The following is a 25,301-nucleotide window of genomic DNA, read 5'->3' on the forward strand; positions in this document are numbered from 1 at the left end:
CCTGACGCCGTCAAGCCCCCGCCCAAGCCGGTGGAAAAGCCCAAGGTGGAGAAGCCCAAACCGGTCAAGAAGCCGGAACCGGTGAAAAAACCGACGCCGCCCGCGCCGCCCACACCGCCAGCGCCTAGCACGCCAGCGCCACCGACGCCGGCACCGACACCTGCGCCAGCAGCGCCCGCGGCACCTCCTGCGCCGGTGAAGGAGTCGGCGGCGATCTCCGGGCTGGCAAGCCTGGGCAACCCTCCGCCGGAATACCCGGGGGCGGCTTTGCGCAAAGGCATGGAAGGCCGGGTCATCCTGCGCATCAAGGTGCTGCCGAACGGCCGAGCCGGGTCGGTGGAAGTGACCAAATCCAGTGGCAAACAGGTGCTCGACGATGCTGCCGTGGAAGCGGTGCGCAACTGGAAATTCATCCCGGCCAAGCGTGGCGATACGCCCATCGAGGGCTACGCGACCCAGACCATCGATTTCAAGTTGCCGGAATGACCCGGCGAACCAACAGACAACCTTTATAGAGTGGGTAAGGTGCAACCATGAACGAATCGCTTTCTTCCATGATCGTCCCCGGCGTGCTGTGGGCCCTGGTGCTGTTCAGCGTCCTGAGCTGGGCCATGTTGCTGATCAAATCCGCGCAATACATGCGGCAGAAAACCCAGAACCGGCAGTTCAGCAAAGTCTTCTGGACAGCGCCTGACCTGATGACCGCCGCCGAACATGCCAGCCAATACCCGGGCTCCCTGGCACGTATTGCCAACAGTGGGTTCGAGGCCATGTCGGTGGAAGACAACCCGCGCACCACCCAACAACTGGCCCATACCATCAACCGCGCCGACCGCCTGGAGCGCAATCTGCGCCAACAGATCCAGAAGGAACGCCGTGCCCTGGAAGCGGGCCAGGCCATCCTTGCCAGTATCGGCAGCACCGCGCCGTTCATCGGCCTGTTCGGTACCGTGTGGGGCATCATGGAAGCGCTGCAAAGCATCGGTGCCAGCGGCTCGGCCAGTCTGGAAACGGTGGCTGGTCCCATTGGCCATGCGCTGATCGCCACTGCGGTGGGCATCGCGGCGGCCGTACCGGCGGTGCTGATCTACAACTTCTTCCTGCGCCGCCTCAAGGCTGCCGTCGCCGACATGGATGACTTCGCCCACGACTTCGATGCCCTGGCTCAGCGCAGCGCCTTTGCCGTCAACCGCCAGCCCATCGCGCAGAAGAACGGCCAAGCCGTTCGGGAGGCGAGCTGATGTCGTTCTCCACCCAAGACAGCGATGAAGTGCTCAGCGAAATGAACGTCACCCCGCTGGTGGACGTGATGCTGGTGCTGCTGGTGGTGTTCATCGTCACCGCCCCGCTGATGACCAATGCCATCAAGGTCAACCTGCCGAAAACCGACGCCGTGGCCCCTGCCGAAAAGAAAGACCCGGTGGTGGTCAGTGTCGATCAGGACGGCAAGTTCTACCTCGCCAAGTCCGAGATCGCACCGGGGTCTCTGGAAGTCAGCCTCAAGGACGTCAAGGCCAAGGACCCGGACGTCCGCGTGCAGTTGCAGGCAGACACCAGCGTCAACTATGGCCAGGTGGCGAAAGCCATGGCGTCGATCGAGCGCTCGGGGATCACGAAGATTTCCGTGATGACTTCCAAATGACGCACCCATAGACAAGCGGGGCCGCATCTGACGCGCCCTGCTCACCCTACTCCCAATGTAATGGCCGTCCGTGGCGATGCCACGGAGGGGAGCGGCTTGCTTGAAAAAAGGAATTCCCGACCGCCACGACCGCGTCGGAGCAACGAGGGCTCACAAGGCCATTTCAATCACAACTGGAATAAGTCGGAAATTACCATGCTGATGAGTTTTCCCGGTTTTACCCTCAAGCCTTTGGTTTTGGCCGTGCGGCGCCAGCCTCGAGCACTCATCTGTGCCTTGGCGGTGGGCATCAGTCCGGCGTACGCCGCCGAGAGCACAGAGAGCAGCGTCGAAGCCGCGCCCGCCAGCGAAGCGGCGGTTCCGGCCGCGGCTGCCGCCGTCCCGGCCACGACACAGTTGAAACGTGTAGAGGTGACGGGTTCTGCGATACGCCGTGCGGATGCCGAGACGGCCGTGCCGGTCACGATTCTGCGGGCCGATGAACTGAAAAAACAGGGCGTGACCACCACTGAGCAGTTGGTCTCACGCATCACCGGCAGCCAGTCGCTGTACAACAGCTCGGGCTCGGTGGGGGCTTCGACCGGCGGCGCGTCCTATGCGGACATGCGCGGCATCGGCGCCAACAAAACCCTCGTGCTGCTCAACGGGCGTCGGCTGGCCAACAACGCCCTGTCCGGGGTCGGCACGCCCAATGGCAGCGCCATTGACTTGAACATGATTCCGTTCGCCGCGATCGACCGTGTGGAAGTGCTGCGCGACGGTGCTTCGGCCCTGTATGGGACTGACGCGATCGGCGGCGTGATCAACTTCATCACCAAGAAGTCCCTCACCGACGGCACCCTCAGCCTGGGTGGCGACACCCCGACCGCCAGCGGTGGTGGCGCCAGCAAAGACACCAGCGCCAGCTGGGGTTTCGGTGACCTGGACGAAGACCGCTTCAACGTGATGGGCGTGTTCAATTACAGCAAACAGCAGAATCTGGACGCCAACGATCGCTCCTTCGCCAAGGATTACGTGCCCGGCCGTGGCCTCAACCAGACCTCAGGCACCGCCTTCCCCGGCAACTACTACCAGAACGGCAACTCGGCCAATCCCCTGGGCCCGAACTGCGTAGGCCCCAGCCTGGTGGGCGTTGACGGTATCTGCCGATTCAGCACCCGCGAATACATCGACCTGATCCCGGAAACCGAGAAGACGTCGTTCTTCGGTCGCGCCACCGGCAAGCTGGCCGAGGATCACAACGTCAGCCTGGAGTACTTCTGGGCGCGCAACAACAACGCCACCAACATTGGCCCGGCTCCATTGACCGGCCTGAGCGTCGATCCGTCCTCGCCCTACTACCCCGGCAACGGCATCACACCCGGCCCGACCAACTTCGCTCTGGACCCGACCCAGCCGGTGGACACGGCCTGGCGGGAAACGGCGGCCGGGCCGCGGGGCAACAAAGACCAGAACACCAGCCAGCGCTTGCTGCTGACCTTCGACGGCAACGTCGGCGGTTGGGACTACAACCTCGGTGCTTCCTACAACCAGAACAAGGTCTTGTCTTCGGTGACCTCCGGCTATGTCAGCGACTCCGCCCTCAGGTCAGGCCTGGCCAGCGGCCTGCTGAACCCGTTCGGACCACAATCGGCCGCGGGGCAGCAGTTCATCAATGACAACACCTACCACGGCCAGTACTCCAGCGCGGTGGGCCGCGTCTATGGCTTCGACGGCAAGGTCAGCCGAGAAATCGGTGACTGGTTCGGCGCAGGTCAGGCCGGTCTGGCGCTGGGCGGTGAATACCGCAAGGAAAAACTGCATCAGGATTACGAGGCATTCGTCGATGACATCAGCAGCCTGGGCCTCGACTCGGCAGGCAGTGTGTCGGGGGATCGCAGTGTCAAGGCCGAGTACGCCGAGCTCAACGTGCCGGTGCTCGACAGCCTCGAGCTGAGCGCCGCCGTCCGCCACGACAAATACAGCGACTTTGGCAGCACCACGAACCCCAAATACTCGTTCCGCTTCCAGCCATTCAAGGAGCTGGTGATGCGCGGCGCGTACAGCGAAGGTTTTCGTGCACCGTCGTTGTATGAACTGTATGCCCCGCAAAGCCTGAGTTACAGCCAGGGTTACTACGACGATCCGGTGCTGTGCGCCGGGGGCACCGTGCAGCCCGGCGGCCAAGCCGGTCGCGACTGTAATCAGCAGTTCCTCAATTTGAGTGGCGGCAACCAGAACCTGTCGCCGGAAAAAGCCCGCAACGTGACCTTGGGCTTTGTTTATCAACCGACCAACAGCCTGTCCATGGGGCTGGATTTCTGGTGGATCCACATTTCCAACCAGATCCAGTCGTTCCCGGAATCCACGGTGTTCGATCAGGCCGATCTGTACGGCGACCGCATCATCCGCAATGCCGACGGTTCGATTGCCAATATCGTCACCGGCAACGCCAACCTGGGCATCGTCAAGACCAACGGTGTGGACGTAACACTGGACTACCGCTTCCCGAACACCCCTTACGGGCAATTCGGTCTCGGCCTGACCGGCACTTACGTCGATCGCTATGACTTCCAGAACATCATCGACGGCCCCTACACCGACAAGGTGGGCGACTTTCAGGGTGATGGGGTGATCGCGCGCTGGAAACACGTCCTGATCGGCACCTGGAACCTGGGCGACAGCCGCGCCTCGCTGACCAACCGCTTCACCACGGGCTACAACGACTATGACCGGTCCGCCAACGACCGTGTCCCGTCGTATTCGGTCTGGGACCTCTCGGTAGGCCACACCTTCGAGAAAGTGCTGGATATCGACGCTGGGGTGAGAAACCTGTTCGATCGCGATCCACCGTTCAGTAACCAGGCCTACAACTTCCAGTCCGGCTATGACCCGCGCTACGCCGACCCACTGGGACGCACGCTGTTCGCCCGCGCCACGTACCACTTCTGAGCCCTGCCCTGACGCGCGTCGCTCCCGCGCGTGAGGGGCAGTTCTGCGAAATCGCGCCCCCGGCCCACAGGTCTCATCCACCTTCCCCGGCCGGGGGATTTTTTCTCAGGCTCAGGTTCCCGTACACCAAGGACTGTCCGACCATGTGCGTCCCTCCTCTTTCATCGCGACGCCTGCTTTGCGGCATCGCGTTGCTGTACACCGTCGCGTTTTTCGCTTCCTTCCTGTGTGACGTGCCGCTGGCCATCGCCACCCCGTCCCATGCCTTGACCGTGTACGGCGAAGCGCCGAAATACCCGGCGGATTTCAGCCATTTCGACTACGTCGACCCCTATGCACCCAAAGGCGGGTCACTGAGCCGCTCGGCCGAGGAAATCGGTCAGTTCAACTACCTCTCGCCCTACGTCGATCAGGGCATTTCCGTCAGCCAGATCGACAGTTGGGTGTATTCGCCGCTGGCTTACCGCTCGCTGGACGAGCCGTACACCGTCTATGGGCTGGTGGCCGAAAAATTGGAGCGCGATCCGAACAACCTCTGGGTCCGGTTCTACCTCAACCCCAAGGCGCGCTTCGATGACGGTACGCCGATCACGGCCGAGGACGTGCGGTTCACTTACCAGACTCTGATGACCCAGGGCAGCTTCAGCTACCGCCCCCTGTACGCCGACGTCAAGGACGTGGTGATCGAGGCGCCCGACCAGGTGCGGTTCGACTTCAAGAACAACCTCAACCGCACCCTCGCGCTGGACCTGGCGAGCATGCGGGTACTGCCCGAGCACTGGTGGAAAACCCGGGACTTCACCAAGGGCGGCGGGTTCGAACCCCCCTTGGGCAGCGGGCCCTATCGGGTCTCGCGGGTGGATGCAGGACGCAGTGTGAGCTTCCAGCGGGTGAACGACTGGTGGGCGAAGGATCTGCCCGTCAGCCGTGGGTTGTACAATTTTGACACCCTGACCGTGAATTTCTATGGGGACATCGACGTCGCCCGGCAACTGGTACAGGCCGGCAGTTTCGACTTTAACCGCGAGTATTCTTCCGCCGGCTACGTGGTCGGCTATTCCGCCCCGACGCTGCAGGATGGTCGTTTGCAGAAGACCATCTTGGCGCAGTCGCGCCCGGTCGCCGGGCAGGGCTTCGTGTTCAACCTCGACAGGCCGATGTTTCAGGATCGCCGGGTGCGCGAAGCCCTGGCGATGCTGTGGGATTTCGAATGGATCAACGGCCAGATCATGCGCAACTTCTATGTGCGCGAAGAAAGCTATTTTCCCAAAAGCGAGCTGGCGGCCACCGAATTGCCGGACCCGCAGGAATTGAAGATTCTCGAACCCCTGCGCGGGCAGATTCCGGACGAAGTCTTCACTCAGGTCTGGCACGCGCCGAAGACCGACGGCAGCGGCTACATTCGCGACAAACAGCTCAAGGCGCTGAAGCTGCTGGCGCAGGCCGGATGGCTGCCCAAAAACAACCGATTGGTCAATGCGGCCGGGCAACCGCTGACGTTCACCTTTCTCGACGGCCAAGGCGGTTTCGACCGATTGGTCCTGCCTTACAAGCGAGTGCTGGCGCAGATCGGCATCACGCTGAACTTTCGCCGAGTCGATTCGGCGCAGTACATGAACCGGCTCAACGCTCGCGATTACGACATGATCGTGGTCACCCTCCCCAACACCGGCAATCCGATCCTCTCGCCCGGACGTGAGCTGTACAACCTGTTCGGCTCGCAGAGCGCCAGACAGGTGGGCAGCTCCAACGCGATGGTGCTGCGCGACCCGGCCGTGGACGCCCTGATCGATGGGCTGGTGGCCGCCAATAGCCGCAACGACATGGTTCACTACGCGCGGGCGCTGGACCGCGTGCTGCTCTGGGGCTTCTACATGATTCCGAATTACTATTCACGCGGCATCCCGGTGGTGTACGCCAATCGTTTTGGGCAACCGAAAGTCGCCCCGACCTACGACGTGGGGCTGGACACCTGGTGGCAGGTCAGCCCCGTACCGCTGACCGATCAGCAGATGGCCGAGCGCACGGCACCGCAGACCAGCGCATCGGTCCATGCGCCGCGCGCTGCACAGGTGGCGGCGCCGTCCACGTCGGGAGCGCACTGAAATGCTGGCCTATGCGATGCGGCGCCTGGCGCTGATCCTCCCCACCCTGTTGTGCATTCTGGTGGTCAATTTTCTTATCGTGCAGGCGGCGCCGGGCGGTCCGGTCGAACAGGCCATCGCACGGGTACAAGGTCTCGGCGCGGCCGCGGGCGTGGGCGGCGGTGCAGGCGAGATTGCCGCCACCGGCAATGTCAGCCGCAGCGCCCAAGGGCTGGATCCGGCTTTGGTGGAGGCCATCAAGCATCAGTATGGCTTCGACAAGCCGCTGCATGAGCGCTTATGGCTGATGCTCACGCACTACGCTCGACTGGACTTCGGCGACAGCTTTTTCCGGGGCACCACCGTCACTGGCCTGATTGCGCAGAAACTGCCCGTGACCCTGTCCCTGGGCCTGTGGGCCACGCTGATCACCTACCTCGTCTCGATTCCGTTGGGCATTCAGAAGGCGGTGCACCACGGCAGCCGGTTCGACGTCTGGAGCAGCAGCCTGATCATCATTGGCTACGCGGTGCCTGCGTTCCTCTTCGCCATCGTGCTGATCGTGCTGTTCGCCGGTGGCAGTTACTGGAGCTGGTTCCCGGCGCAGGGGCTGTTTTCCGACGACTTCGACCGCCTGTCGATGATGGGCCAGGTACGGGATTACCTGTGGCATCTGGTGCTGCCCGTCAGCGCGCTGGTCATCGGCGGGTTCGCGACCCTGACCCTGCTGACCAAGAACAGCTTTCTCAACGAAATCAGCCGCCAATACGTGGTCACCGCTCGCGCCAAAGGCCTGAGTGAACGCCGGGTGCTTTACGGTCACGTGTTTCGCAATGCGATGTTGCTGGTCGTGGCGGGCATCCCCCAGGCGCTGATCGAGGTGTTTTTCGCCGGCTCCCTGCTGATCGAAACCATCTTCGGGCTCGACGGGATCGGCCGCATGAGCTACGAGGCCGCCGTGTCACGGGACTACCCGGTGGTCTTCGGCACGCTGTTTCTGTTCACTCTGTTCGGCCTGTTGATCAAGCTGGTGGGCGACCTGTGCTACACGCTGGTCGACCCGCGCATCGACTTCTCCGCGAGGAACGCCTGATGTTCGAGTTTTCACCGCAAAGCAAACGACGCATGGCCCTGTTCAAGGCCAACCGGCGAGGCTGGTGGTCGTTGTGGATTTTCGCGGCACTGCTGTCGGTCTGCCTGTGCGGCGAACTGATTGCCAATGACCGCCCGCTGATCGTCAGCTACCAGGGCAACCTCTATTACCCGACGCTGCATCAGTACCTGGAAACCGATTTCGGTGGCGAACTGCCGTTCGAGCCGGACTACAGCAGTGATTACGTGCGCAAACTGATCGCCGACAAAGGCGGCTGGATGCTGTTCGCGCCGATTCCGTTCAGTGATGACACGGTCAACTACGACCTCAGGCAACCCTCCCCCAGCCCCCCCAGCGCACGCAACTGGCTGGGCACCGACGATCAGGCCCGGGACGTGATGGCCCGGGTGCTGTTCGGCACGCGAGTGTCCATTCTGTTCGCACTGGCGTTGACCTTGATCAGCACGGTGATCGGCGTACTGGCCGGCGCTGTGCAGGGCTACTACGGAGGGCTGGCGGACTTGATCGGCCAGCGTCTGCAGGAGATCTGGTCCGGCCTGCCGGTGCTGTACTTGTTGATCATCCTGTCAGGGTTCGTGGAGCCGAATTTCGGTTGGCTGCTCGGCATCATGGCCTTGTTTTCCTGGCTGGCGCTGGTGGATGTGGTGCGTGCCGAGTTCCTGCGAGGGCGCAACCTGGAATACGTCAAAGCCGCGCGGGCGCTGGGCCTGACCGACAGCGCGCTGATGCTGCGGCACATTCTGCCCAACGCGATGACCAGCACCCTGACCTACCTGCCATTCATCGTGACAGGCGCGATAGCCACGCTGACCGCACTGGATTTTCTTGGCTTCGGCATGCCCGCAGGCAGCGCGTCGCTGGGCGAATTGATCGGTCAAGCCAAACGCAATCTGCAGGCGCCTTGGCTGGGGCTGACCGCCTTCTGCGCGCTGGCACTGATCCTGACCTTGCTGGTGTTCATCGGCGAAGCCTGCCGTGACGCCTTTGATCCGCGAACCTGAGGCCCGATGCGATGGACGAACAACAGTCTGAAACCCTGATCGACATCCGCCAGCTGCGGGTCGCCTTCAACGGCGTTGAAGTGGTGCACGGCATCGACCTGAGCATCCGGCGCGGCGAGTGCCTGGCGTTGGTGGGTGAATCCGGCTCTGGTAAATCCGTGACGGCACATTCGATCCTGCGCTTGCTGCCGGCAAAGACAGTCAGCACCCAAGGCCACATTCGTTACAACGGTGTCGACCTGCTGCACGCCACCGACGGGCAATTGCGCGCACTGCGCGGCAACCGTATTGCAATGATCTTCCAGGAACCCATGTCCTCGCTCAATCCGCTGCACACGGTGGCCAAACAGATCGGCGAAATCCTCGCCATGCACAAGGGCCTCAAAGGCAAGGCGGCCCATGAACGAACGCTGGAGCTGCTTGAGCTGGTAGGGATTCAGCAGCCGCTCAAGCGGCTCAAGGCCTACCCGCACCAGTTGTCCGGCGGCCAGCGCCAGCGGGTGATGATCGCCATGGCGCTGGCCAACGAGCCGGATCTGTTGATCGCTGACGAACCCACCACCGCGCTGGACGTCACTGTGCAGGTAAAGATCCTCGAGCTGCTCAAGTCCCTTCAGGTGCGGTTGGGCATGTCGTTGCTGTTGATCAGCCATGACCTCAACCTGGTGCGTCGCATCGCCCAGCGCGTGTGCGTCATGCGTAGCGGGGAAATCGTCGAGCAGGCCGACTGCCAGACCCTGTTCAGCCAACCGCAGCACCCTTACAGCCGATTGCTGATCGATGCCGAGCCCGACGGTGAACCGGTGGCCAGCGAGCACCCGCACACGCTGCTCTCCGTCGACGCGCTGAAGGTGTGGTTCGCTCTGCCGAAATCGGTGTTCAGCCGCGAACGCCATTACATCAAGGCCGTGGACGGCGTGAGTTTCGATCTACTCAAGGGCACGACACTGGGAATCGTGGGCGAGTCCGGCTCGGGCAAGTCGACGCTGGGCCAGGCGATCCTGCGCCTGATCGATTCCGAGGGCAGCATCCGTTTCGCCAACAAGGAACTGAGCCTGCACAGCCAGCACCTGATGCGCCCGCTGCGCAAGCGGATGCAGGTGGTGTTTCAAGACCCGTTCGGCAGCCTGAGCCCGCGCATGACAGTGCAGCAAATCATCGCCGAAGGCCTGTTGACCCACGACGTGGGCACGCCTCTCGAACGCGAGCAGACAGTGATCCGCGTGCTGCGGGAAGTGGGGCTCGACCCGGAGACCCGCCACCGCTACCCCCATGAGTTCTCCGGCGGTCAGCGCCAACGGATATCGATCGCCCGCGCCTTGGTGCTGGAACCTGACCTGATCCTGCTGGACGAACCCACCTCGGCGCTGGACCGCACCGTACAAAAGCAGATCATCGCGCTGTTGCGCGACTTGCAAGTCCGGCACGGCCTGACGTACCTGTTCATCAGTCACGACTTGGCGGTGGTGCATGCGCTCGCCCATCAGTTGATCGTGATCAAGGACGGCAAAGTGGTCGAGCAAGGGCCGTCCCGGGAGGTGTTCGCCGGGCCACGACATCCCTATACTCAGGCGCTGCTGAAGGCCTCGGGCCTGGTGTTCGCTCCCCCTTCGCCATCGGCTCACTGATCCGTCAAATACAGCAAAAACCCGTCATGGGTATGACGTTTGGTGAGGGGATTCGCGGATCGGTGGGAGAAAATTCCCCTTGGCCCGCTGAAAGCCGCGTCCCAGAGCCTTCGAGGTCGGACATATCATTCACACTGATATTTACCTTCGCCGTATTCGATTCGTGCAATAGAACCCCCGGGAACAGAATCCGCCAATCTCAATAACATCGGCGGATTTTCCCATGGTTCAGTCACTTACTCCTCTGCGCTACCCCCTTGCCGCGTTGGCGCTGGTGGTGCTCAGTGCTTGCGGCAAAGGCCCTGAAACGGCAGCCCAGGCTCCGGCGGCGGCCAAGGTCAATGTGGCCAAGGTGCTTGAGCAGCCTGTCAACGAATGGGACGAGGTCACGGCCCGGCTGGAAGCCCCGGAAACCGTGCAGGTTCGTCCGCGCGTCTCCGGCCAGATCGACTCGGTGGCGTTCACCGACGGTGAACTGGTGAAGAAAGGCGACCTGCTGTTCCAGATCGACCCTCGCCCGTTCGAAGCGGAAGTCCATCGCCTCGAGGCGCAGCTGCAACAGGCCAAGGCAGCGTCGGTGCGCAGCAACAACGAAGCGCAACGTGGCGAGCGTCTGCGCACCAACAACGCGATCTCCGCCGAACTGGCTGACTCGCGGACCACCACCGCCCAGGAATCCAAAGCCGCGGTCGCCGCCATTCAGGCACAACTGGACCTGGCCCGACTGAACCTGAGCTTCACCCGCGTCACCGCGCCGATCACGGGCCGCGTCAGCCGCGCGGAAATCACCGCAGGCAACATCGTCACCGCCGACCAGTCGATCCTCACCAGCCTGGTCTCCACCGATAAGGTCTACGCCTACTTCGACGCAGACGAGCGCGTGTTCCTGAAGTACAACCAATTGGCCCGCGACGGCAAACGCAGCGCAACCACGCCGGTGTACATGGGCCTTTCCAATGAGGTCGAAAACCCGCACCTGGGCCAGATGAACTTCGTCGATAACCAGGTCAACCCGCGCACCGGTACCATCCGTGGTCGCGCCGTGTTCGACAACAGCAAGGGCGAATACACCCCCGGCCTCTATGCTCGCTTGAAACTGGTGGGCAGTGGCACCTACAACGCCACCCTGATCAAGGACGAAGCGGTCGGCACCGACCTGGGCAAGAAGTTCGTGTTGGTGGTGGACAAGGACAACAAGGCGACGTACCGCAATGTTGAGCTGGGGCCGAAACTCGAAGGCTTGCGCATCGTACGCAGCGGCCTCGCCAAAGACGACCGCATCATCGTCAGCGGCTTGCAACGCGTTCGTCCCGGCTCGCCGATCGATCCGCAAGACACGCCAATGGCCAGCCCCGAGACCCTCGCGGCCCTGCAGCAACAACGCCAAGCACTCGAAGCCAGCAACCAGCCTCAGGCCCAGAAGAAACTGGACGCCAAGGTTGCCGCTGCTGCGTCACGCGGTTAAGGGACTTACTTCATGAATTTTTCCAAATTCTTCATCACGCGACCGATCTTCGCAGCGGTGCTTTCACTGCTGATCCTGATCGGCGGCGCCATCTCGCTGTTCCAGCTACCGATCAGCGAATACCCGGAAGTCGTGCCGCCGACCGTGGTCGTGCGCGCCAACTTCCCCGGCGCAAACCCCAAGGTCATCGGCGAAACCGTTGCCGCTCCGCTGGAGCAGGCCATCACCGGGGTCGAGAACATGCTCTACATGTCCTCGCAAGCCACCGCCGATGGCAAACTGACCCTGACCATCACCTTTGCGCTGGGCACCAATCTGGATACCGCGCAGGTCCAGGTGCAGAACCGTGTCACGCGAACCGAACCGAAGCTGCCTGAAGAGGTGACGCGCATCGGTATTACCGTGGACAAGGCCTCGCCCGACCTGACCATGGTGGTCCACCTGACCTCGCCCGACCAGCGTTACGACATGCTCTACCTCTCCAACTACGCCGTGCTCAACATCAAGGATGAGCTGGCCCGTCTGAACGGTGTGGGTGACGTGCAATTGTTCGGTATGGGTGACTACTCGCTGCGTATCTGGCTGGACCCGAACAAGACCGCATCGCGCAACATCACCGCCACCGACGTGGTCAACGCCATTCGCGAGCAGAACCGCCAGGTCGCTGCCGGTCAACTGGGCGCACCGCCCTCGCCGAGCGCCACCAGCTTCCAGATGTCGATCAACACCCAGGGCCGCCTGGTCACTGAAGAAGAGTTTGAAAACATCATCGTTCGCTCAGGCGAAAACGGCGAAATCACCCGCGTCAAAGACATTGCCCGTGTCGAGCTGGGCTCCAGCCAATACGCGCTGCGTTCGTTGCTGAACAATCAGCCGGCGGTAGCCATTCCGATCTTTCAACGCCCGGGCTCCAACGCCATCGACATTTCCAACGAAGTGCGCGAGGAAATGGAGCTGCTCAAGAAGAGCTTCCCCGAAGGCATGGACTACAGCATCGTCTATGACCCGACCATCTTCGTGCGCGGCTCCATCGAAGCGGTGGTGCACACGCTGTTCGAAGCGCTGATCCTGGTGGTCCTGGTGGTGATCCTGTTCCTGCAGACCTGGCGTGCCTCGATCATTCCGCTGGCTGCTGTGCCGGTGTCGCTGATCGGTACCTTCGCGGTCATGCACCTGTTCGGTTTCTCGCTCAACGCGCTGTCGTTGTTCGGTCTGGTACTGGCCATCGGTATCGTCGTGGACGACGCCATCGTCGTGGTGGAGAACGTCGAGCGGAACATCGAACTCGGCCATAAGCCGATGGAAGCCACGCAGATCGCCATGCGCGAAGTGACCGGCCCCATCATCGCGACGGCCCTGGTGCTGTGTGCGGTGTTCGTACCGGCGGCGTTCATCTCCGGCCTCACGGGGCAGTTCTACAAGCAGTTCGCGTTGACCATCGCCATCTCGACGGTGATCTCGGCCTTCAACTCGCTGACCCTTTCCCCGGCATTGGCGGCCGTGTTGCTCAAGGGCCACGACGAACCGAAGGACGGCTTCTCGCGCTTCCTCGACAAGCTGCTGGGCGGTTGGCTGTTCGGTCCGTTCAACCGCGTGTTCGTGAAAGCCAGTAACCGCTATGTGGGTGCCGTGGGCCGCGTGATTCGTGTCAGCGGTGTCGCGCTGCTGGTTTATGCGGGCCTGATCGTGATGACCTGGCTGGGCTTCTCGACCACACCGACCGGTTTCGTGCCGCAGCAGGACAAGCAGTACCTGGTCGCCTTTGCGCAACTGCCGGATGCCGCGAGCCTGGACCGCACCGAAGACGTGATCAAGCGCATGTCGGACATCGCCCTCAAGCAACCGGGCGTGGAAAGCGCGGTCGCCTTCCCGGGTCTGTCGATCAACGGCTTCACCAACAGTCCCAACTCCGGCATCGTGTTCGTGACCCTCAAGCCGTTCGACGAACGCACAGCCGCCGATGAATCCGCCGGAGCCATCGCCGGGGCGCTGAACGGCAAGTACGCCGCGATTCAGGAAGCCTACATGGCGATCTTCCCGCCGCCGCCGGTACAGGGCCTGGGCACGATCGGCGGTTTCCGCCTGCAGATCGAAGACCGCGGCAACCTGGGCTATGACGAGCTCTATAAAGAGACGATGAACGTCATCGCCAAGAGCCGCAGCGTGCCGGAGCTGGCAGCGCTGTTCACCAGTTACACCGTGAACGTGCCCCAAGTCGATGCCGCGATCGACCGGGAAAAGGCGAAGACCCACGGCGTGGCCATCAGCGACATTTTCGACACCCTGCAGGTGTACCTCGGTTCGCTGTATGCCAACGACTTCAACCGTTTCGGTCGGACCTATCAGGTCAACGTTCAGGCTGAGCAGCAGTTCCGTCAGGACGCCGAGCAGATCGGCCAACTGAAAGTGCGCAACAACCTGGGGGAGATGATTCCGCTGGCAACCCTGCTCAAGGTCACCAACAGCTCGGGGCCTGACCGGGTCATGCACTACAACGGCTTCATCACCGCCGAGATCAACGGCGCCGCCGGGCCCGGCTACAGCTCGGGCCAAGCGGAAGCGGCCATGAACAAGCTGCTCAAGCAAGAGCTGCCCAACGGCATGACCTACGAGTGGACCGACCTGACCTACCAACAGATCCTGTCGGGCAACACCGCCCTGCTGGTGTTCCCGCTCTGCGTGTTGCTGGCGTTCTTGGTGCTGGCGGCGCTGTATGAAAGCTGGAGCCTGCCGCTGGCCGTCATCCTGATCGTGCCGATGACCCTGCTGTCCGCCATCGCCGGCGTGATCATTGCCGGCAGCGACAACAACATCTTCACCCAGATCGGCCTGATCGTACTGGTGGGCCTGGCGTGCAAGAACGCGATCCTCATCGTCGAGTTCGCCAAGGACGAGCAGGAAAAAGGCAAGACCCCGCTGGAGGCGGTCCTTGAGGCCTGCCGCCTGCGTCTGCGCCCGATCCTGATGACCTCCTTCGCGTTCATCATGGGCGTCGTCCCGCTGGTGCTGTCCAGCGGCGCAGGTGCCGAGATGCGTCATGCCATGGGCGTGGCGGTGTTCTCCGGGATGCTTGGCGTGACCTTCTTCGGTCTGCTGTTGACCCCTGTGTTTTATGTGCTGATTCGTAACTACGTTGGACGCAAAGAGGCGCGTAAGGCAGCCAAGGCTCAACGCGTTCAAAACATCGCCCCGGAGGCTCATTGATGAAGGCTGCAAAACTCTTCCTGCCGAGCCTGTTGGTCCTGGCGCTGGCGGCATGTGCCGTCGGCCCCGACTACAAGACGCCGGATACCGCGGCGGCCAATATTCAGGCCGCCGCACAGGGCAACTACGACCGCGGCCGCACCGAAACCATCTGGTGGCAGCAGTTCGAAGACCCGACGCTGAACAAACTGGTGGCCCAATCGCTGCAAGGCAACCGAGAGCTGCGCGTGGCGTTCGCCCGCCTGAAGGCCGCTCGTGCCATTCGCGACGACATCAGCAACGACGCCATGCCGGTGGTCACCAGCCGTGCCAGCAGCGAGGTCGGTCGAGCTCAGGTCCCTGGAGAAACCGAGCACCGGGTCAACCAGGAGCGCTATGACCTGGGCCTGGACATGGCCTGGGAAATCGACCTGTTCGGCCGTATCCAGCGCGAGCTGGAAGCCAGTGAGGCCGATCAGCAGGTGGCCGAAGCCAACCTCTATCAATTGCAGGTGACCATGATCGCCGAACTGGTGGACGCTTATGGCCAGTTGCGTGGCGCTCAATTGCGCGAGGACATCGCCAGGGCCAACCTGAAGAACCAGCAGGAATCCCGTGGCGTCACCGCTCAATTGCGCGACGAAGGCGTGGGCAACGAGCTGGACGTGGTACGTGCCGATGCACGGCTGGCCGCCGTGGAAGCGACCATCCCTCAACTGCAGGCCGAGCAGGCGCGCGAACGTAACCGTATCGCCACCTTGCTGGGCGAGCGTGCGGATGCCATGACCATCGACCTGAGCCCGGCAAAACTGCCGGCGATCTCCAAGGCGCTGCCCATCGGGGATCCGACGAAACTCCTGGAAAACCGCCCTGACGTGCGCAGTGCGGAGCGTCAGTTGGCCGCGCAAACCGCACGCATCGGCGTGCAGACCGCCGACCTGTTTCCACGGGTCAGCCTCAGCGGCTTCCTTGGCTTCACCGCCAGCCGTGGTTCGCAGATCGGCTCCAGTGCCGCGCAAGCCTGGGGCCTGGGCCCGAGCATCACTTGGGCGGCGTTTGACCTGGGCAGCGTAAAAGCGCGCATTCGTGGCGCCAACGCGGATGCCGAAGGCGCACTGGCCAACTACGAGCAGCAGGTCTTGCTGGCGCTGGAAGAAACCGAAAACGCGTTCAGTGACTACGACAAGCGTCAGCAGCGCCTGGTGTCGCTGGTACGTCAGAGCGAGTCCAGCCGCAAGGCAGCGGATCTCGCCAACATCCAGTACCGCGAAGGCACGGCGGACTTCCTGGTGCTGTTGGATGCCGAGCGCGAGCGTCTGGCCGCCGAGGACAGCCAGGCCCTGGCCGAGATCGAGCTGTACCGCGGCATCGTCGCGATCTACAAAGCGTTGGGCGGTGGCTGGCAGCCCAACGCCTGATCGCCGACACCTGACGCCAAGGAACGCGATCCGTTAGCCCGCAGAGCCTCGGACTCGCAAGGTCCGAGGCTTTTTATTGCCCCGGCGTTTGACACTCGCCATCGACTCCCCGAAGCTGATTGTTCGCCGCCACGGAAACCCTTATGCCAAAAGCGCCTCTTCCGCCCTCACCTGCCGCAGTCAAAGCACGCCGTCGCTGGATCGTCGGCATCGCCGCGACGGTGGCCGTGATGGTCATCGGGCTGGCGCTGTTGGTGCGCAATTGGCATGCGCCGCCGGCCCCGCCCGTGGTCAATCACAGCTATGCCGAAGCGCTGGAACAAGCGCACGATGGCAAACCCGGCGCCGCCCGAGTGCTCTACCAACAGTTGAGCCGCACCGACCTGTCGGACATACGCCGCGCCGGCCTGCTGGCTGAGCTGGTGAATTACCCCAGTACTCAGGCGCTGAAGATTCTCGACGGCGACCTCAAGCGTTCCGTGCCGCTGGTTCAACAGGCAGCCATCGACACCGTGGCGGCGCTGGTCCCCGAGGCACAGCGCAGCGTATTGATCGGCCCGCTGCTCGAGGACCCCGACGCGAATGTGCGTTACAGCGCCGTTCGCGCGCTGCTGGGTCTGACCCCGGATGATGTCGGTTTGTATTACGGAACGTTGCAGGACGCCGCCACCGATTACGCGCACTTCCTGGCCGCGCAACCGCCCAGTGGTCAAAGCCAGACACAATTGGCCCGGCTGTACATCAACCAGGGCGACATGCCCAAGGCGTTCGACGCGTTGGCCCTGGCACTGAAACTGGAGCCAGACAACGTCCAGGCGGAACTGGCGCTCATCGAGTTGCTGGATCAGCAAGGGCAAAGCGACCGCTCACGCCAGCAACTGGCGCAATGGCTGGAACGGCACCCTCAGTCCTCCCTGCTGCAGCACGCCCTTGGACGCTGGTTGTTGCGTCACCAGCAGCATGAGTACGCACTGCTGGCCCTGGCCAAGGCCGTGGAGCTGGAACCTGAGAACAATGACTATCGCTACGACCTGGCGGTCGCCTTGCACGACCTGCAGCAACTGGAACCGGCGCAGCGACAACTTGAGGACATTCTGCAGCGCCAGCCGGCCAACCGCCGTGCGCGAATTCTACTGATTCGTTATTGGAAAGAGTCCGGGCAACTGCAGAAAGTCCAAGTGCTGCTCGCCGAGCTCGAACAGTTGAATCCTGACGATCCTGCGCTGCAACAGGGCTTGTAAACTGCGCGTGTCACCGTCCGGGGAATTGCGATAGTTTCCCCTGACGACATAGTTCAGGAAATTACTTACACGCCTACTGTCCCGCCTCGACTTATTTTTTCGATCGGATTATCGCGTTGAAGAAGTTTCATATAACAAATGCGCTGCGCCTGTTTTCCAACTCGAAAAAAACGTGCATTATTTGCCCGTAGCGACTTACAACTACCTCGCCACCCATGAGCCGCTGACAACACCCTCTTAGTTTCTTCACGGGTGACAACGCCTAGGCCGGGTAGTCATTAAATGAGCACAAGACCTGCGTCGGCTCCCCGATCACGTCTATGTTGCTTGCGTTGGGCTGACAACAGCCAATTACCGCCGGAGTACTATTTTTGTCCAGACTTGCCGAGTTTCGCGCCGCAGAAAAAGCCCTTCAGGAACAGCTGGCTCAGCTGGAAAACCTGAAGAACGATGCCGGACTGAAGAAGGAGATCGAATTCGAGCAGAAGCTTCAGGCGCTCATGAGCACCTATGACAAGAGCCTGCGTGACATCATCGCTATCCTTGACCCGAATCCTTCAGCTGCGCTGGCCGCGGCCCCTGCCGGTCCGAAGCGTCGTCGGGCCCGGGTGGTCAAGGTTTATCACAACCCGCACACAGGCGAACTGATCGAAACCAAGGGTGGCAATCACCGCGGTCTGAAAGCCTGGAAAGAGCAATACGGCGTCGAAGCTGTCGACTCCTGGTTGCGCGGCTGATCGCTCCCTGTCAATGCGTTATAAAACAGCCCCGGACTTCGGGGCTTTTTTATTAGCGCAATAACTGAGTGAAGAATGATCATTAGCGTTTGGTTTATCCCGCCCTCCCGGTAATGAACGTTGCGGTCCGTCGTGAATGAATATCGTCTTCACCGGGTCAATTTGCCGACTGCCACTCACGCCATCATCCCTCTCGATATCTGCACAATGCAATAATCGCCAGGTGATTATTAATCTGGACGATACACACGAGGCCTTTGAAGCCATGCTCAGGCACATGAAGCAAAGATTTCCAGCGCTCCCCGCCCGTACATTGCCGACCGAAGGGAATCCACCTTCACGTTTTTTTCACACGCGTTTCTACAGGATGAAGACTGCTAATGGAAGAGCACCCCATGCCCGCTTCGGCGGGCTTCTTCTTGCCTGAAATTCGGCGTCAAGGGGACACATCCAAGCGCAGGCTGTCCCGAATACGCATCACCTCATCTCGGTTCGCCGCATAACCTTCCTTTGAACCGGCATACGACAACGACCACGCCAGCGCCTTGCTGGCCGCCGCGACCAGGGTCTGAGTCATGACGTGGACGCCGTTCTGGGTAATGGTGCACGTCGTCTCCGCGGCCGGGACCTCACCCAATGTGCTGGTCTTCATCTGCGTACAGACGCTCTGGAACCCGCCATGGACGAAATTGACCTGTACGGCCTTGCGCATCTCCAGGAGCACCCCCTGAACATTGACCTCATGACCTGGCTGCAGACGGGTCTGTGTCAGCTCCACGACCATCGCCGGATCGCCGTTGGCATCATGCTTGACCGCCCTCTGACGCATCTGCACAGCGGCATCCGTCTGAGGCAGTGCTTCGACCTCCCAGTCACTCGGCCAGATGATGAGCGTATCGGCCGCCCAGGCGCTGCCAAGCGCCATTGATAAAAAGAAACCCACAGAAAGGTAAATGCGCAACCTGAACACCTGACCGATGACCGAACCTGAGTGACGGAAAGTGTGAGCCACCGCGCCCGCCGTCACAAGGGCTGCGGCAATGGCGCCGCACTTTCGGGTTTGGCTCTGGCGCTGTGTCCCGTATCATTGTGCAACATTTACTGCCCCCTTCGGAGTGACCATGAGTCTGCACGAACTGAACACCTTCCCCGGCGTCACGGCCCAGCCAGACGCGGCCACCGCACAATTCGTGTTCAACCACACCATGCTGCGTGTCAAAGACATCACTGCATCGCTGGACTTCTACACACGCGTACTGGGCTTCAGCCTGGTCGAAAAGCGTGACTTCCCTGAAGCGGAATTCAGCCTGTACTTCCTGGCGCTGGTCGACAAGGCGCAGATTCCAGAAGACGCTGCCGCTCGCACCGTCTGGATGAAGGGCATTCCCGGCATTCTTGAACTGACCCATAACCACGGCACCGAAAAGGATCCGGCCTTCAGCTATCACAACGGCAACACCGACCCGCGCGGTTTCGGCCACATCTGCGTTTCGGTGCCGGACGTTCACGCCGCCTGCGCACGCTTTGAGGCATTAGGCGTGGATTTCCAAAAGCGCCTGACCGATGGCCGGATGAAAAGCCTGGCCTTCATCAAGGATCCGGATGGCTATTGGGTCGAAATCATCCAGCCAACGCCGGTCGCTGATTAAGGAGCTCTTGTAGGAGCGCGCTTGCCCGCGACTACGTTGTCACTGCGACAACGAGGTGGCTGACACACTGCTGTCGCGGGCAAGCGCGCTCCTTACAGGGCGGCAGCGGGTAAAAAAAAACCTCATGATCACTCATGAGGTTTTTTTAACGCTGTCGCGACGGCTATCACGCCGGCGCGCTGGTGCGGATCAGGTGATCGAAGGCACTGAGGGAAGCCTTGGCGCCCTCGCCCACCGCGATCACGATCTGCTTGTACGGCACGGTCGTCACGTCACCGGCAGCGAAGACACCCGGGATCGAGGTCTCACCGCGGTTGTCGACCACGATCTCACCCCGTGGCGACAGCTCGATGGTGCCTTTGAGCCATTCTGTATTCGGCAACAGGCCGATCTGCACGAAGATGCCTTCCAGCTCGACCGTGATCTCCTCGCCTGTGACGCGGTTCTTGTAGCGCAGGCCATTGACCTTCTGACCGTCGCCGGTGACTTCGGTGGTCAGGGCGCTGGTCAGCACCGTCACGTTCGGCAGGCTGTGCAGCTTGCGCTGCAGCACGGCATCGGCGCGCAGCGAACTGTCGAATTCCAGCAGCGTGACGTGGGACACGATCCCCGCCAAGTCGATGGCAGCCTCGACGCCCGAGTTACCGCCGCCGATCACGGCCACACGCTTGCCCTTGAACAGCGGACCGTCGCAGTGCGGGCAATACGCCACGCCTTTATTCCGATACTGCTGCTCGCCCGGCACGTTCATTTCGCGCCAGCGGGCGCCAGTCGCCAGAATGACGGTCTTGCCCTTCAGCACGCCGCCGCTGGCGAATTTCACCTGATGCAGCGCGCCGTTCTCGCCAGGGATCAACTGATCGCCGCGTTGCAGGTTGATGATGTCAACCTCGTACTCTTTGACGTGCTCCTCAAGGGCCACCGCGAGTTTCGGCCCTTCCGTATGCTGCACGGAGATGAAGTTCTCGATCGCCATGGTGTCCAGTACCTGACCGCCGAAGCGCTCGGCCGCGACAGCGGTACGGATGCCTTTGCGGGCAGCATAAATCGCCGCCGCCGCGCCGGCCGGGCCACCGCCGACCACCAGAACGTCGAAGGCGTCTTTGGCGTTCAGTTTCTCGGCCTGACGGTGACCGGCACTGGTGTCGATTTTCGCCAGGATTTCATCCAGGCCCATACGACCTTGACCGAACAGCTCACCATTGAGGTAGATGCTGGGCACCGACATGATCTGGCGGTCGGTGACTTCCTGCTGGAACAGGCTGCCTTCGATGGCCACGTGTTCGACGTTCGGATTGAGCACGGCCAGCAGGTTCAGCGCCTGGACCACGTCCGGGCAGTTCTGACAGGTCAGCGAGAAATAAGTCTCGAACTTGAACGCACCGGTCAGCGAACGCGCCTGCTCGATGGTTTCTTCGCTGGCTTTGGACGGGTAGCCGCCGACTTGCAGCAGCGCCAGCACCAGCGATGTGAATTCATGCCCCATGGGCAGGCCGGCAAAACGCAGCTTGATGTCCTGGCCCGGGCTGTTCAGGGCGAAGGACGGCGTGCGCGAGTCGGTGCCGTTGGTATTCAGGGTGATTTGGTTGGAGCTGCTGACGATGTCGTTGAGCAACGACAGCATTTCCTGGGATTTCGCGCCGTCATCAAGGGACGCGACGATCTCGATTGGGCGAGTGATTCGCTCCAGGTACGATTTCAACTGAGCTTTAAGATTGGCGTCCAACATGATTCGGCTTCCTTTCTTGCGGATTCTGGAGATGCAGTGTCTGAAAAAAAAACGCCCAGGCGATGACCGCCCGGGCGTTTTTTGGGGGCGATGCGGTTGACTTGCCTATGGGCTCAACGCCCCCGGTCCTGTCATGAGGACTTAGATCTTGCCGACCAGGTCCAGGGATGGAGCCAGGGTAGCTTCGCCTTCTTTCCACTTGGCTGGGCAGACTTCGCCCGGGTGAGCAGCGACGTATTGAGCGGCTTTGATTTTGCGCAGCAGCTCAGAGGCGTCACGGCCAACACCGCCGTCGTTCAGTTCAACGATTTTGATCTGACCTTCTGGGTTGATCACGAAGGTGCCGCGATCCGCCAGACCGGCTTCTTCGATCAGCACGTCGAAGTTGCGGGAGATGGTCAGGGTTGGGTCGCCGATCATGGTGTACTGGATCTTGCCGATGGCTGGCGAGGTGTTGTGCCAGGCAGCGTGAGCAAAGTGGGTGTCAGTCGATACGGAGTAGATTTCAACGCCCAGTTTCTGGAAGGCGTCGTAGTTGTCAGCCAGGTCTTCCAGCTCGGTTGGGCAGACGAAGGTGAAGTCGGCTGGGTAGAAGAACACCACAGACCATTTGCCTTTGAGGTCAGCATCCGAAACTTCAACGAACGAACCATTTTTGAAAGCGGTCGCTTTGAACGGTTTGACTTGGCTGTTAATGATAGGCATCGGGTGGATCTCCTTAGGGTTGGAAATGAAACGGGTTTGAATTCGATGGGGAGGAGCTTACTCACAAACACGTGTCAGGTCTCATTGGCAAACCTGATGCCAACGATTGGTTTTCGCTATAAAAGAACACTTATATAGAAGCGTTCTGTGACGAACAGGCGAACGTCAGTCTCCATCCGCTCACATCGGTGAGCGCCGCGACTCAGCCTACCGACTTCCTCACGCTCAGTTCAAGCAATCGATCGCTACCACTGGCAGCAGACAGGCGCAGAGATATGCTTCACACTGCCCGCCCCGAACAGTACGTAACACGGGTTACGTAATCAGTATCCTGCAGCAGGTATTTCTATGGCCCGTAGCGGTATAACCCTCGAAGCCGTGCGCAATGCACGCTCGGCTCTCATCGCCAAGGGGGAAAACCCCAGTATCGACGCAGTACGAATAGCACTCGGTAATACAGGATCGAAAAGCACGATTCATCGGCTGATGCGCGAACTCGACGCGACCAGCGGAACACGCACGTCCCCCTCGATCGACGACGAACTCACCGCGTTGGTATCGCGGCTTGCCGATCGGCTACGCGGGCAAGCGCAGGAGCATATCGATGCGGCCAAGGCCAGACTCGATGCCGAGAAAAAAGAGACGCAGGACGCGCTCCACGCCGTACAACGTCAACTGGCCGACCTGATCGACCGTCATGCCGCGCAGACCACCAAGCTCGGCACTCAGACAGCCACGCTGCTGAGCACTCAACAGGCCCTGCAAAAAGAGCAGAAAGAGAATGCACGCCTGACCCAGGCCGCGCTGGACACCACGTCACGGATACAAGACAAGGAGCAGCAGGTCATAGCCCTCAAGGCACAGCATCTCCAGGCCCACACACAATGCGCTTTGCTGGAAGAGCGGCTGAGCAATGCCCGGCAGGAAAACGACAGGCTTAAAGCGCAACTGACCGAGCGCGACCAGCAGAATCGCGTGTTGGAACTGATTCTGATCAAGACCGAAGTCGCGCTCGAAAACGCCCGGGCGGAGCATGCCGCTTCCGAGCCCGATCAGGGCTGATCGGACGCCAGCTCGATCAACCTGCGCACCCGCTGAGCGAGGTCGTCGATATTGAAGGGCTTGATCATCATCTCCATGCCGCGCTCCAGAAGATCGCCGCGCACTTCGGCGTTGCGCGCGTACCCCGTCATGAACAGCACAGGCAGCCCCGGCCGCTGCTGCCGCGCGATTTCCGCCACCTGGCGACCGTTCAACCCCGGCAACCCGACATCGGTCACCAACAGGTCGATGCGGTCGGGGCCGCGCAGGACCGGCAACGCCGCCACGCCATTCGAGGCCACCTCCACCGAATAGCCCAATTCACGCAGAACATCGACCACGAGCATGCGCACTTCCGGCTCGTCTTCGATCACCAGTACCCGCTCCCCCTGGCTGGCCCGCGGCGGCAAGGATTCGACACCGGACGGTGTCGGTCGGTCCACAGGCTCCAGATAGCAAGGCAGATACAAGTCGATGCGCGTGCCCCGCCCTTCTTCACTGTCGATCTGCACCTGGCCGCCGGTCTGGTTGATGAAGCCATAGACCATCGAAAGCCCCAGCCCAGTGCCTTGTCCAATCGGCTTGGTGGTGAAAAACGGGTCGAATGCGCGGGCAATCACTTCGCTGGACATCCCGCAGCCCGTGTCCTGCACGCTGAGCCTGACGTAATCCCCAGGCACCAGCGCGTCGTGCAGTACAGCGATGTGCACCCCTTCGGTCTGGATCAGCAGACGACCGCCATCGGGCATCGCGTCCCGCGCGTTGATCACCAGGTTGAGCAACGCGTTTTCCAGTTGGTGCTCGTCTGTGCTGGTCAAGCGCAAGGCCGGGTTCAGGTCGACTTCCAGCTCGATGTTTTCGCCGATGGTCCGGCGCACCAGCTCATCCATGGACGCGACCATCCGGTTGACATCGACCGGCTGGGGGTTGAGCGACTGACGTCGGGCGAAGGCCAGCAAGCGATGCGTCAATGAGGCCGCGCGGTTGGCCGAACTCATGGCGGCGTCGATGTAGCGATCGATTTCCGACACCCGCCCGGCGGCGACGCGGCGTTGAATCAAATCCAGCGCCCCAAGCACGCCGGTCAGCATGTTGTTGAAGTCATGGGCGATCCCGCCGGTCAATTGACCGATGGCGTCCATCTTCTGGGCATGCCGCAGCACCTCCTCGGCCTGGGCGCGCTCGCTGATTTCGATCTGCAGGCGCTCGTTGATCTCGGCGAGCTCGCGGGTCCTCTCGGCCACCCGGCGCTCCAGGCTTTCATTGAGCTCGCGCAAGGCGTCTTCAGCCTTGACCTGGGCTGTGATGTCCGTATTGGTGCCAATCCAATAGGTGATACTGCCTTGAGCGTCGCGAATGGGCAGCGCCCGGGACAGGAACCAGCGATAGAGACCGTCCTGCCCCCTCAACGGGAAGGTGTCCTCCCAGATCGACCCGGTCGCGAAGCAATGTTGCATTCGGGCATTGACCCGTTCCAGATGATCCGGGTGGTGCAATGAACGCCAACCCAGCGCCAGCATGGCCTCCATCGACGTACCGGTGTAGCTGTACCACCGGGCGTTGTACCAGTGAATCTGGCCCGCCGGATCGGCAATCCAGGCCAGTTGGCTCATGTTATCGGCCAGTGTCCGGAACTGCCGCTCACTTTCGTGGTGGGGCTCGCTGTGTTGAGCGGCCTGAGCGTCGTCGAGACGGCCATCAGGGGCAATGGGGTCGAGAGGCATGGCTGCCGG

The 25,301-nt window shown here is 61.6% G+C and carries 19 protein-coding genes and 1 pseudogene; 15 read left to right on the forward strand and 5 right to left on the reverse strand.

The annotated features are described in order from the left end of the window. The 13 genes from DBP26_RS12995 to DBP26_RS13055 form a co-directional block, all read left to right on the forward strand. On the forward strand, positions 1-486 hold a 486-nt coding region (locus DBP26_RS12995), incomplete at its 5' end, for an energy transducer TonB (RefSeq protein ID WP_146752951.1). Between the two features lie 47 nt (positions 487-533). Further along, complete coding sequence (locus DBP26_RS13000; RefSeq protein WP_108238146.1) at positions 534-1,241, forward strand: MotA/TolQ/ExbB proton channel family protein; 708 nt, start codon at positions 534-536, stop codon at positions 1,239-1,241. Next, positions 1,241-1,642: a biopolymer transporter ExbD gene (locus DBP26_RS13005; protein ID WP_108238145.1), complete on the forward strand. Its 402-nt coding sequence runs from the start codon at positions 1,241-1,243 to the stop codon at positions 1,640-1,642. The genes DBP26_RS13000 and DBP26_RS13005 overlap by 1 nt, the downstream gene beginning before the upstream one ends. Before the next feature lie 195 nt (positions 1,643-1,837). Continuing rightward, a complete protein-coding gene (locus tag DBP26_RS13010; RefSeq protein WP_177411052.1) occupies positions 1,838-4,573 on the forward strand; it encodes a TonB-dependent receptor in 2,736 nt (911 codons plus the stop codon). A gap of 143 nt (positions 4,574-4,716) precedes the next feature. Then, positions 4,717-6,678, forward strand: coding sequence for an extracellular solute-binding protein (locus tag DBP26_RS13015; protein WP_108238144.1), 1,962 nt, complete (start codon positions 4,717-4,719; stop codon positions 6,676-6,678). A gap of 1 nt (position 6,679) precedes the next feature. Next, on the forward strand, positions 6,680-7,750 hold the full coding sequence (yejB, locus tag DBP26_RS13020; RefSeq protein WP_108238143.1) for a microcin C ABC transporter permease YejB: 1,071 nt from the start codon (positions 6,680-6,682) through the stop codon (positions 7,748-7,750). Continuing rightward, positions 7,750-8,772, forward strand: a complete 1,023-nt coding sequence (locus DBP26_RS13025) for an ABC transporter permease (RefSeq protein WP_108238142.1) — start codon at positions 7,750-7,752, stop codon at positions 8,770-8,772. The genes yejB and DBP26_RS13025 overlap by 1 nt, the downstream gene beginning before the upstream one ends. A gap of 11 nt (positions 8,773-8,783) precedes the next feature. After that, positions 8,784-10,400 carry an ABC transporter ATP-binding protein gene (locus tag DBP26_RS13030; protein WP_108238141.1) on the forward strand — a complete coding sequence of 539 codons (1,617 nt, stop codon included), beginning with the start codon at positions 8,784-8,786 and terminating at the stop codon, positions 10,398-10,400. 223 nt (positions 10,401-10,623) lie between these two features. Beyond that, entirely contained in the window at positions 10,624-11,865 is a 1,242-nt protein-coding gene (gene mexE / locus DBP26_RS13035; RefSeq protein ID WP_108238140.1) for a multidrug efflux RND transporter periplasmic adaptor subunit MexE, read from the forward strand. A gap of 12 nt (positions 11,866-11,877) precedes the next feature. Continuing rightward, a complete protein-coding gene (locus DBP26_RS13040) occupies positions 11,878-15,069 on the forward strand; it encodes an efflux RND transporter permease subunit (protein ID WP_108238139.1) in 3,192 nt (1,063 codons plus the stop codon). Continuing rightward, the gene (locus DBP26_RS13045; protein WP_108238138.1) at positions 15,069-16,466 is read left to right on the forward strand and encodes a TolC family protein; all 1,398 of its coding nucleotides are present in this window, start codon (positions 15,069-15,071) and stop codon (positions 16,464-16,466) included. Before DBP26_RS13040 ends, DBP26_RS13045 begins: the two co-directional genes overlap by 1 nt. A gap of 143 nt (positions 16,467-16,609) precedes the next feature. After that, a complete protein-coding gene (locus DBP26_RS13050) occupies positions 16,610-17,707 on the forward strand; it encodes a tetratricopeptide repeat protein (RefSeq protein WP_108238137.1) in 1,098 nt (365 codons plus the stop codon). Between the two features lie 371 nt (positions 17,708-18,078). Further along, on the forward strand, positions 18,079-18,444 hold the full coding sequence (locus tag DBP26_RS13055; RefSeq protein WP_108238136.1) for a histone-like nucleoid-structuring protein, MvaT/MvaU family: 366 nt from the start codon (positions 18,079-18,081) through the stop codon (positions 18,442-18,444). Positions 18,445-18,880: 436 nt separating this feature from the next. Here DBP26_RS13055 and DBP26_RS13060 read toward each other — a convergent pair whose 3' ends face one another. Next, a complete protein-coding gene (locus DBP26_RS13060) occupies positions 18,881-19,369 on the reverse strand; it encodes a DUF4946 domain-containing protein (protein WP_108238135.1) in 489 nt (162 codons plus the stop codon). Between the two features lie 196 nt (positions 19,370-19,565). Between DBP26_RS13060 and gloA the strand changes: the two genes are divergently transcribed. Then, positions 19,566-20,093 carry a lactoylglutathione lyase gene (gene gloA / locus DBP26_RS13065; RefSeq protein ID WP_108238134.1) on the forward strand — a complete coding sequence of 176 codons (528 nt, stop codon included), beginning with the start codon at positions 19,566-19,568 and terminating at the stop codon, positions 20,091-20,093. Positions 20,094-20,259: 166 nt separating this feature from the next. Here gloA and ahpF read toward each other — a convergent pair whose 3' ends face one another. Both ahpF and ahpC read right to left on the reverse strand, forming a co-directional pair. Then, positions 20,260-21,822 carry an alkyl hydroperoxide reductase subunit F gene (gene ahpF, locus DBP26_RS13070; protein WP_108238133.1) on the reverse strand — a complete coding sequence of 521 codons (1,563 nt, stop codon included), beginning with the start codon at positions 21,820-21,822 and terminating at the stop codon, positions 20,260-20,262. A gap of 141 nt (positions 21,823-21,963) precedes the next feature. After that, positions 21,964-22,527 carry an alkyl hydroperoxide reductase subunit C gene (ahpC, locus tag DBP26_RS13075; protein ID WP_108238132.1) on the reverse strand — a complete coding sequence of 188 codons (564 nt, stop codon included), beginning with the start codon at positions 22,525-22,527 and terminating at the stop codon, positions 21,964-21,966. A 378-nt stretch (positions 22,528-22,905) separates the two neighbouring features. Here ahpC and DBP26_RS13080 point away from each other — a divergent pair, with 378 nt between their 5' ends. Further along, positions 22,906-23,589 carry a DNA-binding protein gene (locus DBP26_RS13080; protein ID WP_256601491.1) on the forward strand — a complete coding sequence of 228 codons (684 nt, stop codon included), beginning with the start codon at positions 22,906-22,908 and terminating at the stop codon, positions 23,587-23,589. Here DBP26_RS13080 and DBP26_RS27485 read toward each other — a convergent pair. Beyond that, entirely contained in the window at positions 23,580-24,011 is a 432-nt protein-coding gene (locus DBP26_RS27485; RefSeq protein ID WP_349254551.1) for a response regulator, read from the reverse strand. The two genes, DBP26_RS13080 and DBP26_RS27485, sit on opposite strands and share 10 nt — an antisense overlap. Before the next feature lie 12 nt (positions 24,012-24,023). Then, positions 24,024-25,292, reverse strand: a pseudogene (locus DBP26_RS13085) (ATP-binding protein); the annotation flags it as partial. Positions 25,293-25,301 lie beyond the last annotated feature (9 nt).

The sequence above is a fragment of the Pseudomonas sp. RIT409 genome (assembly GCF_003052515.2).
In the GTDB taxonomy this organism is placed as follows: domain Bacteria; phylum Pseudomonadota; class Gammaproteobacteria; order Pseudomonadales; family Pseudomonadaceae; genus Aquipseudomonas.